Origin of the sequence: unidentified bacterial endosymbiont, assembly GCF_918797525.1 — a bacterium.
Lineage (GTDB): Bacteria > Pseudomonadota > Gammaproteobacteria > Enterobacterales > Enterobacteriaceae > Enterobacter.
On the sequence record NZ_OU963893.1, the window covers coordinates 4,590,188 to 4,606,234 of the forward strand.

Below are 16,047 nucleotides of genomic sequence, written 5' to 3' on the forward strand. Positions count from 1 at the left end.
CATTTTTTTAATGACTTATTTGCATTTTATTAACATAAATCCCACACTCCGTCTCATCTGGTATGACCAGATCCCCTTGCTGGATTCAGGAGACTGACATGCTCTACAAAGGCGACACCCTGTACCTCAACTGGCTGGAAGATGGCATTGCCGAACTGGTGTTCGATGCTCCCGGCTCAGTAAACAAGCTTGATACTGCGACGGTGGCCAGTCTTGGTCACGCGCTTGAAGTACTTGAAAAACAATCTGATTTAAAAGGTCTGCTGCTGCGCTCAAATAAAGCAGCGTTCATTGTCGGTGCCGATATCACCGAATTCCTGTCGCTGTTCCTGGTCCCGGAAGAACAGTTGAGCCAGTGGCTGCACTTCGCCAATAGCGTCTTTAATCGTCTGGAGGATTTACCGGTTCCAACGGTCTCTGCCGTTAATGGCTACGCCCTGGGCGGCGGCTGCGAATGCGTGCTGGCCACTGACTATCGTCTGGCCACGCCGGACCTGCGCATCGGCCTGCCGGAAACCAAACTGGGCATCATGCCAGGCTTTGGCGGTTCCGTTCGTCTGCCGCGCATGCTGGGTGCCGATAGCGCACTTGAGATCATTGCTGCGGGCAAAGATGTTGGTGCGGAGCAGGCGCAGAAGATAGGCCTGGTGGATGGCGTTGTTAAGCCTGAAAAATTGATTGAAGGTTCACTCGCCATTCTGCGTCAGGCAATTCGTGGCGATCTCGACTGGAAAGCGAAACGGCAGCCAAAACTGGAGCCGTTAAAGCTCAGCAAAATTGAAGCCACCATGAGCTTCACCATCGCCAAAGGCATGGTGATGCAGACGGCGGGGAAACACTACCCGGCACCCATCACCGCGTTAAAAACGATTGAAGCCGCTGCCCGTCTGGGCCGTGATGAAGCCCTGAAGCTCGAAAACCAATATTTTGTGCCGCTGGCGCACACTCAGGAAGCCCGCGCGCTGGTTGGGATTTTCCTCAACGATCAGTTCGTGAAAGGTAAAGCCAAACAGCTGACCAAAAACGTTGAAACGCCAAAACACGCGGCAGTGCTCGGGGCTGGCATTATGGGCGGCGGCATCGCTTACCAGTCGGCCTGGAAAGGCGTACCGGTAGTAATGAAAGACATCAGCGAAAAATCCCTGACGCTGGGTATGAATGAAGCGGCCAAGCTGCTGAATAAACAGCTGGAGCGTGGAAAAATTGACGGGCTCAAACTCTCGGGCGTGATTTCCACTATAAAGCCAACGCTGGAATATAGCGGTTTCGACCGCGTAGACGTGGTGGTTGAAGCGGTTGTTGAGAACCCGAAAATCAAAAAAGCGGTACTGGCAGAAACGGAAGACAAGGTTCGCCCGGAAACCGTGCTGGCGTCAAATACTTCCACCATCCCGATTAGCGAGCTGGCAAGCGTATTGAAGCGCCCGGAAAACTTCTGCGGTATGCACTTCTTTAACCCGGTGCACCGTATGCCGCTGGTTGAAGTGATCCGTGGCGAAAAAACCGCTGACGACACCATCGCAAAAGTGGTGGCGTGGGCCAGCAAGATGGGCAAAACGCCGATCGTGGTCAACGACTGCCCGGGCTTCTTCGTTAACCGCGTGCTGTTCCCGTACTTTGCGGGCTTCAGCCAGCTACTGCGCGACGGGGCGGACTTCCGTACAGTCGATAAAGTGATGGAGAAACAGTTCGGCTGGCCGATGGGCCCGGCGTATCTGCTGGATGTAGTCGGCATTGATACTGCCTATCACGCTCAGGCGGTGATGGCCGCAGGTTTCCCACAACGTATGCAAAAAGATTATCGCGACGCGATTGACGCGCTGTTCGACGCCAACCGCTTCGGTCAGAAAAATGGCCTTGGCTTCTGGCGCTATAAAGAAGACAGCAAAGGCAAACCGAAAAAAGAGGAAGATGCGGTGGTGGAGGGGCTGCTGGCCGACGTCAGCCAGCCCAAACGCGACTTCACTGACGATGAAATTATCGCTCGCATGATGATCCCGATGATTAACGAAGTGGTGCGTTGCCTCGAAGAGGGCATTATCGCCAGCCCGGCGGAATCCGATATGGCGCTGGTCTACGGCCTCGGTTTCCCGCCGTTCCACGGCGGCGCATTCCGCTGGCTGGACACGATCGGCAGCGCCCGCTATCTCGATATGGCTCAGCAGTATCAGCACCTCGGCCCGCTGTATGAGGTGCCGGACGGTCTGCGTGACAAAGCGCGCCATAACGAACCCTATTATCCACCCGTTGAGCCAGCCCGTCCGGCTGGCGCGCTGAAAACGGCTTAAGGAGTCACAATGGAAAAGGTTGTCATTGTTGATGCAATTCGCACCCCAATGGGCCGTTCAAAAGGTGGGGCGTTCCGTAACGTACGTGCGGAAGACCTCTCCGCGCACCTGATGCGCAGCCTGCTGGCGCGTAATCCGGCGCTGGATCCGGCGGCACTCGACGATATTTACTGGGGCTGCGTGCAGCAGACCCTGGAGCAGGGTTTCAACATCGCCCGTAATGCCTCGCTGCTGGCCGAGATCCCACATTCAGTGCCAGCCGTTACCGTAAATCGCCTGTGCGGATCGTCGATGCAGGCATTGCATGACGCGGCCCGCACGATCATGACCGGCGATGCGCAGGCTTGCCTGGTCGGCGGCGTGGAACATATGGGCCACGTCCCGATGAGCCACGGAGTCGATTTCCACCCGGGCATGAGCCGTAACGTCGCCAAAGCGGCGGGCATGATGGGGCTGACCGCTGAAATGCTCTCTCGCATGCACGGCATCAGCCGTGAAATGCAGGATACCTTTGCCGCACGCTCTCACGCTCGCGCCTGGGCCGCCACGCAATCCGGCGCGTTTAAGAATGAGATTATCCCAACCGGGGGACACGATGCCGACGGCGTACTGAAGCAGTTTAACTACGACGATGTCATCCGTCCGGAAACCACCGTTGAGGCGCTCTCTGCGCTGCGCCCGGCATTTGATCCGGTTAGCGGCACGGTGACGGCGGGGAGCTCGTCTGCTCTGTCTGACGGCGCCGCCGCGATGCTGATTATGAGTGAAAGCCGCGCCCGCGAGCTTGGCCTGACGCCGCGCGCTCACGTGCGTTCGATGGCTGTGGTGGGTTGTGACCCATCAATCATGGGTTACGGCCCGGTTCCGGCTTCGAAGCTGGCGCTGAAAAAAGCGGGATTAACCGCCAGCGATATCGACCTGTTCGAGATGAACGAAGCCTTCGCCGCGCAAATCCTGCCGTGCATTAAAGATCTGGGACTGATGGATCTGATAGACGAGAAGATTAACCTCAACGGCGGCGCGATTGCACTCGGTCACCCGCTGGGCTGTTCCGGGGCGCGAATTAGCACCACGCTGATTAACCTGATGGAGCGTAAAGGCGCCCAGTTTGGACTGGCAACGATGTGTATCGGGTTGGGTCAGGGTATCGCGACGGTGTTTGAAAGAGTGTAATTTCAGGAAAAGTATCTCAAGGCCAATGGCGTCAGCGCAGGGCGTCATTGGCGCAGAGAGGCAGTTTAGTTGCCGTTCTTCCCGCCTGTCAGGGGCGGGTTTTTTATTTAGATAAACGCAAAGGCATCGCCGAACAGACGGTCTTCACGCGCGTCACGTTCGTTACAGAACAGGTCGCGGGCAATTTTCGCCATCTCAAAACGACCCGCAATGTAAATATCGTGACCGGCTAGCGTACCGTGATCCTGCAATACTGCCGTCAGCACCGTCCCGCTACGTCCACGCCAACCCTCTTCCGGCTGCTCAACGACCGGCTCAATGCGCAGGTTCGGATGAGTGATGCTCAGCGCTTCCAGTTCAGACAGATCGTAAAGATGCTTCTCCTCACGGCCACCCCAGTAGATGGTGATGTCGCGGTTTGGATTACGCGCCAGCGCGGTCAACAGAATAGAGCGGACATAGGAGAAACCAGTACCGCCAGCAATGAGGATCAGCGGACGGTCTTCATCCTCGCGTAACCAGGCCTCACCGTGCGGAATGTCTACCACAACTTCACGCTCTTTCAGGATGCGGTCCATGACAGCCATGGCATACAGATTAAGCTCTGACGCACCGATATGAAGCTCAATAAATTCCTGCTCTGCGGGCGTAGAGGCCATAGAGAAAGGACGCTTATCACGCTCATCCATCACGACCATCAGATACTGACCCGCGCGGAAAGAGAATGCCGCTTCTGGCACTAAACGGACGCGATATACGGTGTCGGTAATGGCATCTACCGAGGTCACTTTACAGCTTAAGGTTGTCATTCGCTCTCTCTGTCGGGAAGTCTATAGGGCTTAACGGTCAGGTTCAGGGTTACCGTTATTCATTATGGCCAGCTCGTCCCAGATCGCGTCAATACGCGCGGTCACGGCAGGATCTTTTTTGATCGGTCGACCCCATTCACGGTCGGTTTCGCCAGGCCATTTATTGGTGGCATCCAGTCCCATTTTCGAGCCAAGCCCTGAAACCGGCGAGGCAAAATCAAGATAATCTATCGGCGTATTTTCCACTATCACGGTATCACGCGCAGGATCCATACGGGTGGTGATAGCCCAGATAACGTCATTCCAGTCGCGGGCATTGACGTCATCATCGCAGACAATAACAAATTTGGTATACATAAACTGGCGCAGGAAAGACCATACGCCCATCATCACGCGTTTCGCGTGACCGGCATACTGTTTCTTCATCGTGACCACCGCCAGGCGGTATGAACACCCTTCCGGCGGCAGATAGAAATCAACAATTTCCGGGAACTGCTTTTGCAAAATAGGGACGAACACTTCGTTCAGCGCCACCCCCAGCACCGCTGGCTCATCAGGCGGACGTCCAGTATAGGTGGAGTGATAAATCGCATCCTCACGCTGGGTAATGTGCGTAACGGTAAACACCGGGAAGTTATCGACTTCGTTGTAATAGCCCGTGTGATCGCCGTATGGCCCTTCCGGCGCCGTCTCGCCCTGTTCAATGTACCCTTCCAGCACAATCTCGGCGCTGGCAGGAACGTCCAGATCGTTGGAAATGCACTTAACAACTTCCGTTTTGGTCCCGCGCAGCAGTCCTGCAAATGCGTATTCGGACAGCGTATCTGGCACCGGCGTTACCGCGCCTAAAATGGTAGCAGGATCGGCGCCCAGCGCCACGGAAACCGGGAAACGTTCACCAGGATGTTCAGCACACCATTCCTGAAAATCAAGCGCGCCACCGCGATGGGATAGCCAGCGCATAATGAGTTTATTTTTACCAATGAGTTGCTGGCGGTAAATACCCAAATTTTGGCGCTCTTTGTGCGGGCCGCGTGTGACGGTAAGCCCCCAGGTAATAAGCGGTGCAGCATCTTCAGGCCAGCACTGCATAATGGGAATTTTTGTCAGATCCACGACATCACCTTCCAGCACTTTTTGCTGGCATGGCGCACCGCGCAGGCGTTTAGTTGGCATGTTCAATACCTGCTTAAACTGCGGCAGCTTGTCGAACAGGTCGCGGAAACCTTTTGGCGGCTCCGGCTCCTTTAAAAAGGCTAACAGTTTGCCCACCTCACGCAACGCTATAACGTCCTCCTGCCCCATCCCCATCGCCACGCGGCGCGGTGTGCCAAACAAATTGCACAGCACGGGCATGGAGTAGCCTTTAGGGTTTTCGAACAGCAGAGCCGGGCCACCGGCACGCAGGGTGCGGTCAGCGATCTCTGTCATTTCCAGATAAGGATCAACAGGGTGCGTAATACGTTTGAGCTCGCCCTGCTTTTCCAGCAGCGCAAGGAAGTCGCGTAGATCGTGGTATTTCATGCTGTTAGTCATGGCCTCTCTGTAAGCGCGTTATTATACGGCGTAAGCCTGCGTGATGCTGTAATTTTGTTAAATTAGCGTGAACTTCTACAACGTAGTCCCTTTTCGGCCAGTGTAATCACCTTAGCGATCCCGCCAGGGTTTTGATATGCTTGCGCCCAGAACAGAGGGAAGAATGATTATGCAGGCCTGGTATTTACTGTATTGCAAACGCGGGCAACTTCAGCGCGCGCAGGAACATCTTGAACGTCAGGCTGTTAACTGCCTGACGCCGGTTATCACGCTTGAAAAAATGCAGCGCGGGAAGCGCACAACCGTCAGTGAACCTCTGTTCCCAAACTACCTGTTCGTTGAATTCGATCCGGAAGTGATTCATACCACCACCATCAGCGCCACGCGGGGCGTCAGCCACTTCGTGCGCTTTGGTACCAGCCCGGCCACGGTGCCTTCCACAGTCATTCATCAGCTTTCGGTCTATCAGCAGCCTGAAGATATCACCGACCCGGAAACACCTTACTCAGGTGACAGCGTGGTGATCACTGAAGGCGCTTTCGAAGGCTTGCAGGCGATTTTCACCGAGCCAGACGGCGAAGCGCGTTCCATGTTACTGCTTACTTTATTGAACAAACAGGTGCTACAGAGCGTTAAGAACACCGACTTCCGCAAAGTTTAAAACTCTATGCCAAACAGGCTGCGCACGTTGTCATCGGTTTGCGCTGTTAGCCAGTGCGGATCCTCTGCGCGCCAGTGCGCCACACGCGCAACGATATGCCCCAGATAAGCCGGTTCATTGCGCCGCGAGGCTGGTTTCGGTTTCATATCTCTCGGCAACAGATACGGCGCATCGGTTTCGACGAGCAGACGATCGGCAGGGATCACCGGTAACAGCTCGCGAAGCGCCAGCCCGCGACGCTCATCGCAAACCCAGCCGGTGATACCCAGATAAAGCCCCCGGCCCAGGCAATCCAGCGCTTGCTGTCGCGACCCGGTAAAGCAGTGCAACACTGCACCAGGCAATTTCTCCAGCCAGGGTTCCAGAAGCGCGAGAAAACGCTCGTGGGCGTCGCGACAGTGCATAAACACCGGCATCCCGAGTTCCGCGGCAACAGCCAGCTGCGCGGTAAACGCCTTTTCCTGCTCTTCAGGCGTGGAGAAATTACGGTTGAAATCAAGGCCGCACTCACCGATGGCTACCACTTCAGGTGTTTTCGCCAGACGATGCAATACCTCAGCGCTCTCCTGCGTCCACTGACTACTGTCATGGGGATGCACGCCCGCGGTTGACCAGCAGCTACCGTAGCGGCTTGCTAATCGCTGCGCCTGTTCGCTTTCGTGGAGATTGGTCCCTGTCAGCAAAAGCCCCTTTACTCCGGCGCAAAAGGCACGTGCCACAACCTCATCGCGGTCTTTCGCGAACTGCGCGCTGGTCAGATTAAGCCCAATATCAAACATGCTATTCCCCATATGACAACCGCCCTGACGGGCGGTTGATTTCATTCTTCAGTGCGCTTTTCAGGTTCGTCTTCTTCGTCATCCTGCGAACGCCGTTTTCCGACATAGAAACGCGAGAAGAACACGCCGACTTCAAAGAGACAGTACATGGGTATTGCCAACAGCGTTTGTGAGAACACATCCGGCGGCGTCAACAGCATGCCGACCACAAAGGCCCCCACCAGGATATATGGACGCTTCTTACGCAGGTCGTCAGGAGTTGTTACGCCCATCCAGCACAGCAATACAATCGCTACCGGGACTTCAAACGCCACGCCAAAGGCCATAAACAGCGCCATTACGAAGCTGAGATAGCTGGCGATATCCGTAGATACCTGAACCCCTTCCGGCGCGGTATGCGTCAGGAACCCAAAGGCCAGCGGGAAGACAACGAAGTAGGCAAATGCCATGCCGATATAGAACAGCAGCGAACTGGACACCAGCAGAGGGATCACCAGCTTTCGTTCATGCTTATACAGCGCTGGCGCCACGAAAGCCCAGACCTGATAAAGGATGACTGGCGCAGAGGCAATCAACGAGACCCAAAAGGTCAGCTTGATAGGGGTAAAGAACGGCGAGGCAACGTCCGTTGCGATCATCGTTGCCCCCAGCGGCATCTGCTTAATCAGCGGCGCGGAGACCACCTGGTAGATATCGTTGGCGAAATAGACCAGACATATGAAAATGAGGAAAACTGCAATAATGCAGTTTAACAGGCGCTTACGCAGCTCAATAAGGTGCGCAATGAGCGGTTGAGTATCATCTACTGCCATGTTTACGCTTTATCACTCGACGAGGGGGATGATTCGGAAACGGGCGCGACGGGTTTTGCCTGAGCCGCGTTGATAACCGGCTCTTCCGGCTGCGCCTGTTTTTTCACTTCTGTTTCCTGCGGCGTCTGTTCTGGCGCAACCGCCTGGTGTTCGGCGCTGGCTGGCGTTATGCCCTCGCGCTGCGCCTCGCTGCCCTTCACCACCGGATTATGAATGGTATTAGCTTCATCGCTCGCCTTTTCAGGATCGTTGACGCTGTAAGAACGCTTCATGGATTCTGCCGCTTCACGCAGTTCGTCCATCGAGGCTTTCAGCTCCGGCGTCAGGTTATCCAGACTCGCCTTCTCAACCTTTTTCAGGCTGTCCTGAAACTCCTGCAGCTTAAGCTCTTGCGCCAGCTCGTTCTGTACGGTGGAAGCAAGCGACCGAAGCGCACGCACCCAACCCGCAACCGTTTTAACCGCAACGGGTAAACGCTGCGGCCCCAGTACGATCAGGCCAATCACAAAGACTACTACCAGCTCGCCAAACCCAATATCGAACACGAATTACACCTGCTCTTTGTCGTGGCGTTTAGCGTCTTCCTTTTTAGCATCATCTTGCTTGTCGGTGATGGATTTCGCAGTAAAGTCAGCATCCTGGCTGGTTTTATCTTGCTTATTTTCATCATCACCCATGGCTTTCTTAAAGCCTTTGATTGATGCGCCCAGGTCGGAACCGATAGAACCGAGTTTCTTCGTACCGAACAGCAGTACAACGATGACGGCAATGATCAACAATTGCCAGATACTGATACCACCCATACAAGCACCCCAGTGATAGATGATTAATTAGTCAGGCCGCATTATACGTATGCAACCTCGCGATAGCGACGCTAATCAGCGTGTTTTTCTCCAGCCGGCAAACCAGACCACAACGCCTGCCGCCATAAGCCAGGCGGGCATCAGCTCCCAGTCCGGACGATTAATCAGCAGCAGCGTGCCGCTCAGCAATAGCGTCGCGCCAATTCCGAAGAGATAACGCGACTGGCCCTGTCGCACACGGTTGGACTGAAGCTCGTAAGCGATTTTATCCATGCTGTGCTGAAGATTCTTGCTTTGACGCAAACTGTCATAAACCAGTTCAGGGATTTCCGGCATTTTTTCAACCCAAAACGGAGCTTTCTCTTTGAGAGAACGCACCAGCGCCGGAATACCGACCTGATCCTTGATCCAGGATTCAAGAAAAGGCTTCGCTGTTTTCCATAAGTCTAACTGAGGATAGAGCTGGCGGCCTACGCCTTCAACGTAAAGTAATGTTTTCTGCAGTAAAACTAACTGCGGCTGTACTTCCATATTAAAGCGACGTGCCGTGTTAAACAGATTCAGCAAAACATGGCCGAAGGAGATCTCCGACAGCGGTTTTTCAAAAATCGGCTCGCAGACGGTACGGATCGCAAACTCAAACTCTTCAACGTTGGTATCAGGCGGAACCCAACCGGAATCCACGTGCAGCTCCGCGACCTTACGATAGTCGCGGTTAAAGAAGGCAATGAAGTTCTCGGCCAGATAGCGCTTATCTTCTTTGTTTAGCGAGCCAACAATACCGCAGTCAATACCGATGTACTTCGGATCTTCAGGGTGCTCGTAGCTGACGAAGATGTTGCCCGGGTGCATATCCGCATGGAAAAAGCTGTCGCGGAAAACCTGGGTAAAGAAGACCTGTACGCCACGCTCAGCCAGCAGCTTCATATTGGTGCCCTGCTTTTCAAGCGCAACCACATCCGAAACAGGAATGCCGTAAATACGTTCCATCACCATCATATTCTGACTGCAGTAATCGGAATAGACTTCGGGAACATACAGCATGGGGCTGTCTTCAAAGTTACGCCGCAGTTGAATGGCATTGGCCGACTCACGCAGCAGGTTCAGCTCATCAATCAGCGTTTTTTCATATTCACGTACCACTTCCAGCGGACGCAGACGACGCCCGTCAGGCAGCAGACGCGGAACCCAGCGAGCCAGACGATAAATAAGCCGCATGTCCGCTTTGATTATCGGCAGGATATCCGGGCGAATCACCTTGATCACCACCTCTTTACCGTTTTCCTTCAGGCGTGCCGTGTGCACCTGAGCGATCGAGGCTGATGCCAGTGGCTGGATATCGAAATCGTCAAACCAGGTGTCGACGGGTATGTTGCCCATCGCTTCTTCAATTTGTTGCTTTGCCCTCGCCCCTTCAAAAGGGGCAACGCGATCCTGCAGCAGCGCCAGCTGATCGGCAATTTGCGGCGGGAACAGATCGCGGCGGGTAGAGAGCATCTGGCCAAATTTGATCCAGACCGGGCCAAGCTCCTGCAGCGCCAAACGCAAACGTTCGCCCAGCAGCCGATCCTGATGGCGATTTGGCATCCAGAACAACATCCGCCGCCCGATGCGAAGCGGCAGCGTGATGCGCATTTTGGGGATAAGCTCGTCGAGCCCGTAGCTCAAAAAGGTGCGAACGATAAAATAGAGGCGCCGAATTTCACCAGGCGTCATTTGCCCTCCAGTTTTTCAAGCCGTTTGGTCAAGGTTTCGACCGCCCGTTCTACGGCGGAAGTCTCTTCCGCAAACCATGCGACTTCCAGTGCCCCGGGGGCGATGCGCCACTCTTCAGTCAGCACTTCTGCCGCATAGCGCTGCTGGCGCTGCAGACTTTTGCGCAGAAAAGCCGTCCCGCCATGAATCGCTTTACCCATCCCTTCGGCGGCAATATCGCCAATGAAGGGCGCAAGCAATTCTGCCGGGTCAAACTCCGCCAGATCGCTAAGCGCAACGACGTTTTGCACGACCTGAATATCGCCTTCGACTTCCAGCTCACCGCTACGGATAAGCGCCGTAAGCTGCTGACGGTCACGCAGTTTTGGCAGCACGCTCATGCGCGTGATGACCGAACAGTCGGCCTCGCCTTCCCACTCCCCCAATACGTCAAGCTGACGTTCGCCGAAGACCAGCACAAGCGGCGTCGAAAACTCTTTTAAAACGATGCGCAAGACCTTTGCGTTCAACCGCTGACGTGCAGCTTTTAGCGCCGGAGCGCGATACAGAAAGGCATTTAATACTTTCTCAATGCCTGCGGTGACTAAGGGCTTAAAGGGCACGGTACACCTCCACTCAGAACTTGTAACCGCGGTGCAGCGCGACGACACCCGCCGTCATGTTGAAGTACTCAACGTTCTCCAGACCCGCGTCCTGCATCATCGCTTTTAACGTGTCTTGATCCGGGTGCATACGAATTGATTCCGCCAGGTAGCGATAACTTTCAGCATCATTGGCTACCAGCTCGCCAATGCGCGGCAGAATGTGGAATGAGTACGCATCGTAGGCTTTGCTCAGCGGCTCAATAATGGGTTTGGAGAATTCGAGCACCAGAAGACGTCCGCCCGGCTTCAGCACGCGATACATAGAGCGCAGCGCTTTGTCTTTATCGGTGACGTTGCGCAGGCCAAACGAAATGGTGATGCAGTCAAAGGTGTTGTCGGGAAACGGCAAGGCTTCAGCGTTGGCCTGCACATATTCCACATTGCCCACCACGCCGATGTTACGCAGCTTTTCGCGTCCCATTTTCAGCATTGAGTCGTTGATATCTCCCAGCACCACGCGACCGGTTTCACCCACCAGACGGGCGAATTTCGCTGTCAGATCGCCTGTCCCGCCCGCCAGGTCCAGCACCGTTTGTCCACGACGCACGCCGCTACAGTCGATGGTGAAGCGCTTCCACAAGCGATGAATACCGAACGACATCAGATCATTCATTACATCGTACTTCGCCGCCACAGAATGAAATACGTGAGCCACCATGTCAGCTTTCTGCGCTTTGGCGACAGTCTGAAAGCCAAAGTGCGTTGTATCTTGTGAATCGTCAGCCATCTCAGAGCCTGCTAATCAGTAAAATGTAGGTGAAGTGTAACAGATTGGGCGCGTTTGCCCTATGATTCAACCACCGCGAAAGCAACGCGCCGGCTGTTCATTTGAGGATAATCCAGCCGCTAACTCGTTGTCTTCACAGGGACTATTTTGTTCAGTATGGCCTGCCCGCAGGCGAAATTCTTCATCCTGCGCGGTAGCCTGCTCAACCAGTTCCGGATTAATCTCGCGTTTAACCTCCACGCCCAGACTGCGAAATGCTTCAGCCTGAGCCAACAGGTTGCCTCGCCCGGAGGAGAGTTTTTTCATTGCCTGACGGTAGTTATCCTGCGCCCGGTCCAGGCTTTGCCCGACCGAGGACATATCGTCAACAAACAGACGCATTTTGTCGTACAGCTTACTGGCGCGATCGGCAATCTGTTGGGCGTTGCGGCTCTGGTGTTCATAACGCCACAGGTTGGCAATAGTGCGTAAAGCTACCAGCAGCGTGGTGGGGCTGACCAGCATAATGTTATTTTTCAGGGCCTCGGTAATGAGTTCAGGCTGCCTGTCGAGCGCTAAAAGAAATGCCGGCTCTACCGGAATGAACATCAGTACGTAGTCCAGCGAACGCAGCCCCGGCAGTTGATGGTAGTCTTTTCTGCCCAGCAGGCGAATGTGATTACGCACGGAAGCAATGTGCTCCTGCAACGCCGACTCGCGGATGTACTCCTCTTCCGCATTGAAATAGCGCTCGTAGGCCACCAGCGTCATTTTGGCGTCTATCACCACATCTTTCCCCTGCGGCAGGCGCACGATCACATCCGGCTGCATGCGCGAGCGAGCGTCATTTTCGATACTGACCTGGGTTTCGTATTCATGCCCCTCGCGCAGACCAGAGGCCTCAAGCACGCGGGTCAGCACTACTTCGCCCCAGTTGCCCTGCGCTTTATTATCCCCTTTCAGCGCGCGCGTCAGGTTGACCGCCTCCTGCGCCATCTGCGCATTCAACTGCTGCAGATTACGAATTTCGTGCGCCAGGGTGTGTCGTTCACGGGCTTCCTGGCCAAAGCTGTCTTGTACCTGGCGGCGAAAGCCGTCCAGTTGCTCACGCAGGGGGGTCAGCAGGCCATTCAGGCTTTGACGGTTTTGTTCGTCAACCCGACGGTTGCTGTGCTCAAAAATACGGTTAGCGAGGTTTTCAAACTGCTCGCTGAGGCGCTGTTCACTGTTGATCATCTGGCGGATTTTGTCTTCCGCATGCAGTTGGGTGGATTCTAAACGGGTGGTAACTTCGCGGAGATCGGCCTCCAGCGAGGTGTTAATATCACGCAGGTTTCGCAGTTCGTTATTGAGCAGCTCGCACTCGTCTCGCCAGTGCGTACTTTGGGCAAGCTGTTGTTTAACCGCACTTAACTCCGCAACGATCTCTTCACGTTCTGCCAGCCGATCGGCTTTTTGATGCACGTGCTGGTAGCTGGATATCAACCAGCCTATCCCCACGCCCATCATCGCAATCACCGCATAAACCAGGATTGAGGTGTCCATAATGTCCCCTGCATCAACGAATTACCCGCAAGATAGAATTGTGCTGTATAAACGTCCAGTTTGAAAGGGTTTTCCTGCGAGGGGCTATGCAAAAAAAGGCCGAACGGGTCGGCCTTGTCATTTAATGGGGGGATTAGATCAGGCGGCGAGCCGCTTCGACCACGATTTTTACCGCATGACTTTCAGTTTGTTTCATGGTCTCGGCGTTCGGGATCTCCTGCTGGGTACGGTTAACGATAACACCCGCCACCATACCGGCACGCAGACCCTGGCTTGCGCACATGGTCAACAGCGTTGCAGATTCCATCTCATAGTTCATCACGCCCATTGACTGCCACTCTTCCATGGAGCCTTTAAAACGGCTTACCACACGGCCAGAGAAGGTGTCGTAACGCTCCTGGCCTGGGTAGAAGGTATCTGATGACGCAGTCACGCCCACGTGAGTGGTTGCGCCCACCGATTTTGCGGCGTCAACCAGCGCAGTGGTACAGTCAAAATCTGCCACTGCCGGGAATTCCATGGGTGCAAAGTGCAGGCTTGCGCCGTCCAGGCGTACGGACGCCGTCGTGACCAGCACGTCACCCACGTTGATATGCGGCTGGATAGCGCCAGTGGTGCCAATACGCAGGAAGGTACGAATGCCCAACTGCGCCAGCTCTTCTACAGCAATCGAGGTCGACGGGCCACCGATACCGGTTGAGCACACGATCACCGCTTTGCCATCCAGCTCTGCGCGCCAGGTGGTAAATTCACGATGGGCTGCCAGCTTAACCGGCTTATTCATCAGCGCGGCGATCTTTTCCACACGCTCAGGATCGCCAGGGACGATAGCGAGCGTAGCCCCTTGTAAATCGTTTTTGGTGAGGCCGAGATGAAAAACATCAGACTTAGACATAGGTGACTCCTCTGTGGGTCGGTTAGTCAGAAGAAGTAAAACGGTACTTTACAGAAGCGATGCGCATAATTTCGTGATGCACTTCACCGCGAATGAAAATGATTGCAGTTAATTTCTATAAAAACGTGATTAACATCACATTAACGGCGTCATATCAACCTGTACTGCCCAAAAGATAGACCGTCCAGGGCAATGTAGGTTGTTAACCTTGCGTCTATATTTACCTTTGCGCTAATTAATTCATTGGTACGGAGAATGCCATGACTGAAAAAATCGGTTTTGCACCTGCTGCAGCCCTGCATGCTTCAACCATCGTCTCAACCCCTGATGAGGCTATTACTGCGGGCGAGACCTCCATTCCCTCTCAGGGGGATAATATGCCTGCTTACCACGCGCGGCCAAAATCCGCCGACAGCCCGCTGCCGATCGTGATTGTGGTGCAGGAGATTTTCGGCGTTCATGAACATATTCGCGATCTCTGTCGCCGCCTGGCGCTGGAAGGTTATCTGGCCGTTGCGCCGGAGCTTTATTTCCGTCAGGGCGATCCAAATGACTTTAGCGATATTCCCACCCTGTTCAGCAACCTGGTCACGAAAGTTCCGGACGCCCAGGTGCTGGCCGATCTGGACCACGTTGCCAGCTGGGCTGGACGCAACGGCGGCGATCCGCACCGTTTGCTGATTACCGGCTTCTGCTGGGGCGGGCGCATTAGCTGGCTGTATGCCGCGCATAACCCACAGTTGAAAGCTGCAGTAGCCTGGTATGGCAAACTTGAGGGTGAAAAAACGCTGAATTCACCTAAGCAACCCGTTGATATCGCAACGGATTTAATGGCGCCTGTGTTAGGGCTGTATGGCGGCCAGGACAGCAGTATTCCGCTTGATACGGTCGAGACCATGCGCCATGCGCTGCGGGCTGCAAACGCGAAAGGCGAGATCGTCGTTTACCCTGATGCCGGACATGCGTTTAATGCGGATTATCGTCCGAGCTATCACGAGGAATCGGCCAAAGATGGCTGGCAGAGGATGCTGGCGTGGTTTAGTCAGTACGGCGGGAAAAAAGCGTAATTGCAAAAAGCCCGGTGCAGGCAATGCCTTACCGGGCTTATGACATGAGATTTATGTTCGTACAATGAACGGTGTTTTAAGCTGAACCGCCAGGAGATAAACCATATCATGCAATAGATCAGCAAGCTCCTGACTAATTTTTATCATCAAAGTATTACCGGACAGTGCCAGCGTTAATGCCTGTGCAAAATCCAGCAGCATGCTGGCGTCTTGCCAGCAATCCGGCACATTTGACAGAGGTACGGGCTCTGCAATCAGTTGATCATGAGATAATTGGGCAAATCTTCAGCACAGCGCTGGTGTAGCAATGGTAAAGCATGAGTTAAGCGACCATATAACGCAAGCCTGTAATGTTCTTCCTGATATTCGACTATGCCGCAAACGAACATCGCACAATGATCGAGCACGGTGAAAAGATCGGCTGAACCAGATAATGGTGAAGCGAGTACTTCTTCAACTTGCTGTGGATAATTCTCAAAATGAGAAAGGATTGGGATCGTAGCCATAAGGCAGCCTCCATACGTTTTAGCTGGAGTCATCGCCTGAGTTTCCACGCCCGGTTACGGGATTAACCGCAACAACACGACGATATGCTTTCATTTATCATTAGAAA

The 16,047-nt window shown here is 54.3% G+C and carries 17 protein-coding genes; 4 read left to right on the plus strand and 13 right to left on the minus strand.

Annotated features, from left to right (window positions below; all coding sequences use genetic code 11):
* Positions 1-98 precede the first annotated feature (98 nt).
* A complete protein-coding gene (gene fadB, locus NL510_RS21875) occupies positions 99-2,288 on the plus strand; it encodes a fatty acid oxidation complex subunit alpha FadB (protein WP_253380326.1) in 2,190 nt (729 codons plus the stop codon).
* Between the two features lie 9 nt (positions 2,289-2,297).
* Positions 2,298-3,461: an acetyl-CoA C-acyltransferase FadA gene (gene fadA, locus NL510_RS21880; RefSeq protein WP_253380328.1), complete on the plus strand. Its 1,164-nt coding sequence runs from the start codon at positions 2,298-2,300 to the stop codon at positions 3,459-3,461.
* Between the two features lie 107 nt (positions 3,462-3,568).
* Here the strand turns inward: fadA and fre are convergent, their stop codons facing one another.
* Positions 3,569-4,270 carry an NAD(P)H-flavin reductase gene (gene fre / locus NL510_RS21885; protein WP_253380330.1) on the minus strand — a complete coding sequence of 234 codons (702 nt, stop codon included), beginning with the start codon at positions 4,268-4,270 and terminating at the stop codon, positions 3,569-3,571.
* Between the two features lie 30 nt (positions 4,271-4,300).
* Positions 4,301-5,806 (minus strand): 4-hydroxy-3-polyprenylbenzoate decarboxylase, encoded by a 1,506-nt coding sequence (ubiD, locus tag NL510_RS21890; protein WP_253380332.1) that lies wholly within the window; start codon positions 5,804-5,806, stop codon positions 4,301-4,303.
* Positions 5,807-5,975: 169 nt separating this feature from the next.
* Here ubiD and rfaH point away from each other — a divergent pair, with 169 nt between their 5' ends.
* Positions 5,976-6,467: a transcription/translation regulatory transformer protein RfaH gene (rfaH, locus tag NL510_RS21895; protein WP_253385059.1), complete on the plus strand. Its 492-nt coding sequence runs from the start codon at positions 5,976-5,978 to the stop codon at positions 6,465-6,467.
* Here the strand turns inward: rfaH and tatD are convergent.
* The 9 genes from tatD to udp form a co-directional block, all read right to left on the minus strand.
* Entirely contained in the window at positions 6,464-7,246 is a 783-nt protein-coding gene (gene tatD / locus NL510_RS21900; RefSeq protein ID WP_253380334.1) for a 3'-5' ssDNA/RNA exonuclease TatD, read from the minus strand. The genes rfaH and tatD overlap by 4 nt on opposite strands.
* Before the next feature lie 41 nt (positions 7,247-7,287).
* Positions 7,288-8,058, minus strand: a complete 771-nt coding sequence (gene tatC, locus NL510_RS21905) for a Sec-independent protein translocase subunit TatC (protein ID WP_253380336.1) — start codon at positions 8,056-8,058, stop codon at positions 7,288-7,290.
* A 2-nt stretch (positions 8,059-8,060) separates the two neighbouring features.
* Positions 8,061-8,603 (minus strand): Sec-independent protein translocase protein TatB, encoded by a 543-nt coding sequence (gene tatB, locus NL510_RS21910; protein WP_253380339.1) that lies wholly within the window; start codon positions 8,601-8,603, stop codon positions 8,061-8,063.
* Positions 8,604-8,606: 3 nt separating this feature from the next.
* Positions 8,607-8,861: a Sec-independent protein translocase subunit TatA gene (gene tatA, locus NL510_RS21915; protein WP_253380341.1), complete on the minus strand. Its 255-nt coding sequence runs from the start codon at positions 8,859-8,861 to the stop codon at positions 8,607-8,609.
* Between the two features lie 75 nt (positions 8,862-8,936).
* Positions 8,937-10,577, minus strand: a complete 1,641-nt coding sequence (gene ubiB, locus NL510_RS21920) for a ubiquinone biosynthesis regulatory protein kinase UbiB (protein WP_253380343.1) — start codon at positions 10,575-10,577, stop codon at positions 8,937-8,939.
* The gene (gene ubiJ / locus NL510_RS21925) at positions 10,574-11,179 is read right to left on the minus strand and encodes a ubiquinone biosynthesis protein UbiJ (protein ID WP_253380346.1); all 606 of its coding nucleotides are present in this window, start codon (positions 11,177-11,179) and stop codon (positions 10,574-10,576) included. Before ubiJ ends, ubiB begins: the two co-directional genes overlap by 4 nt.
* Before the next feature lie 13 nt (positions 11,180-11,192).
* Positions 11,193-11,948 (minus strand): bifunctional demethylmenaquinone methyltransferase/2-methoxy-6-polyprenyl-1,4-benzoquinol methylase UbiE, encoded by a 756-nt coding sequence (gene ubiE / locus NL510_RS21930; protein ID WP_253380348.1) that lies wholly within the window; start codon positions 11,946-11,948, stop codon positions 11,193-11,195.
* A gap of 66 nt (positions 11,949-12,014) precedes the next feature.
* Positions 12,015-13,472: a DNA recombination protein RmuC gene (rmuC, locus tag NL510_RS21935; protein ID WP_253380350.1), complete on the minus strand. Its 1,458-nt coding sequence runs from the start codon at positions 13,470-13,472 to the stop codon at positions 12,015-12,017.
* 133 nt (positions 13,473-13,605) lie between these two features.
* Positions 13,606-14,367, minus strand: a complete 762-nt coding sequence (udp, locus tag NL510_RS21940; RefSeq protein WP_253380352.1) for a uridine phosphorylase — start codon at positions 14,365-14,367, stop codon at positions 13,606-13,608.
* Between the two features lie 260 nt (positions 14,368-14,627).
* On the opposite strand from udp, the gene NL510_RS21945 reads away from it, so the two are divergent.
* Positions 14,628-15,434: a dienelactone hydrolase family protein gene (locus NL510_RS21945; protein ID WP_253380354.1), complete on the plus strand. Its 807-nt coding sequence runs from the start codon at positions 14,628-14,630 to the stop codon at positions 15,432-15,434.
* A gap of 51 nt (positions 15,435-15,485) precedes the next feature.
* On the opposite strand, the gene NL510_RS21950 is transcribed toward NL510_RS21945, so the two are convergent.
* Together NL510_RS21950 and NL510_RS21955 are read right to left on the minus strand one after the other, a co-directional pair.
* Positions 15,486-15,635, minus strand: coding sequence for a hypothetical protein (locus NL510_RS21950; protein ID WP_253380356.1), 150 nt, complete (start codon positions 15,633-15,635; stop codon positions 15,486-15,488).
* A gap of 53 nt (positions 15,636-15,688) precedes the next feature.
* Positions 15,689-15,940, minus strand: coding sequence for a hypothetical protein (locus NL510_RS21955; protein ID WP_253380358.1), 252 nt, complete (start codon positions 15,938-15,940; stop codon positions 15,689-15,691).
* Positions 15,941-16,047: the final 107 nt, after the last annotated feature.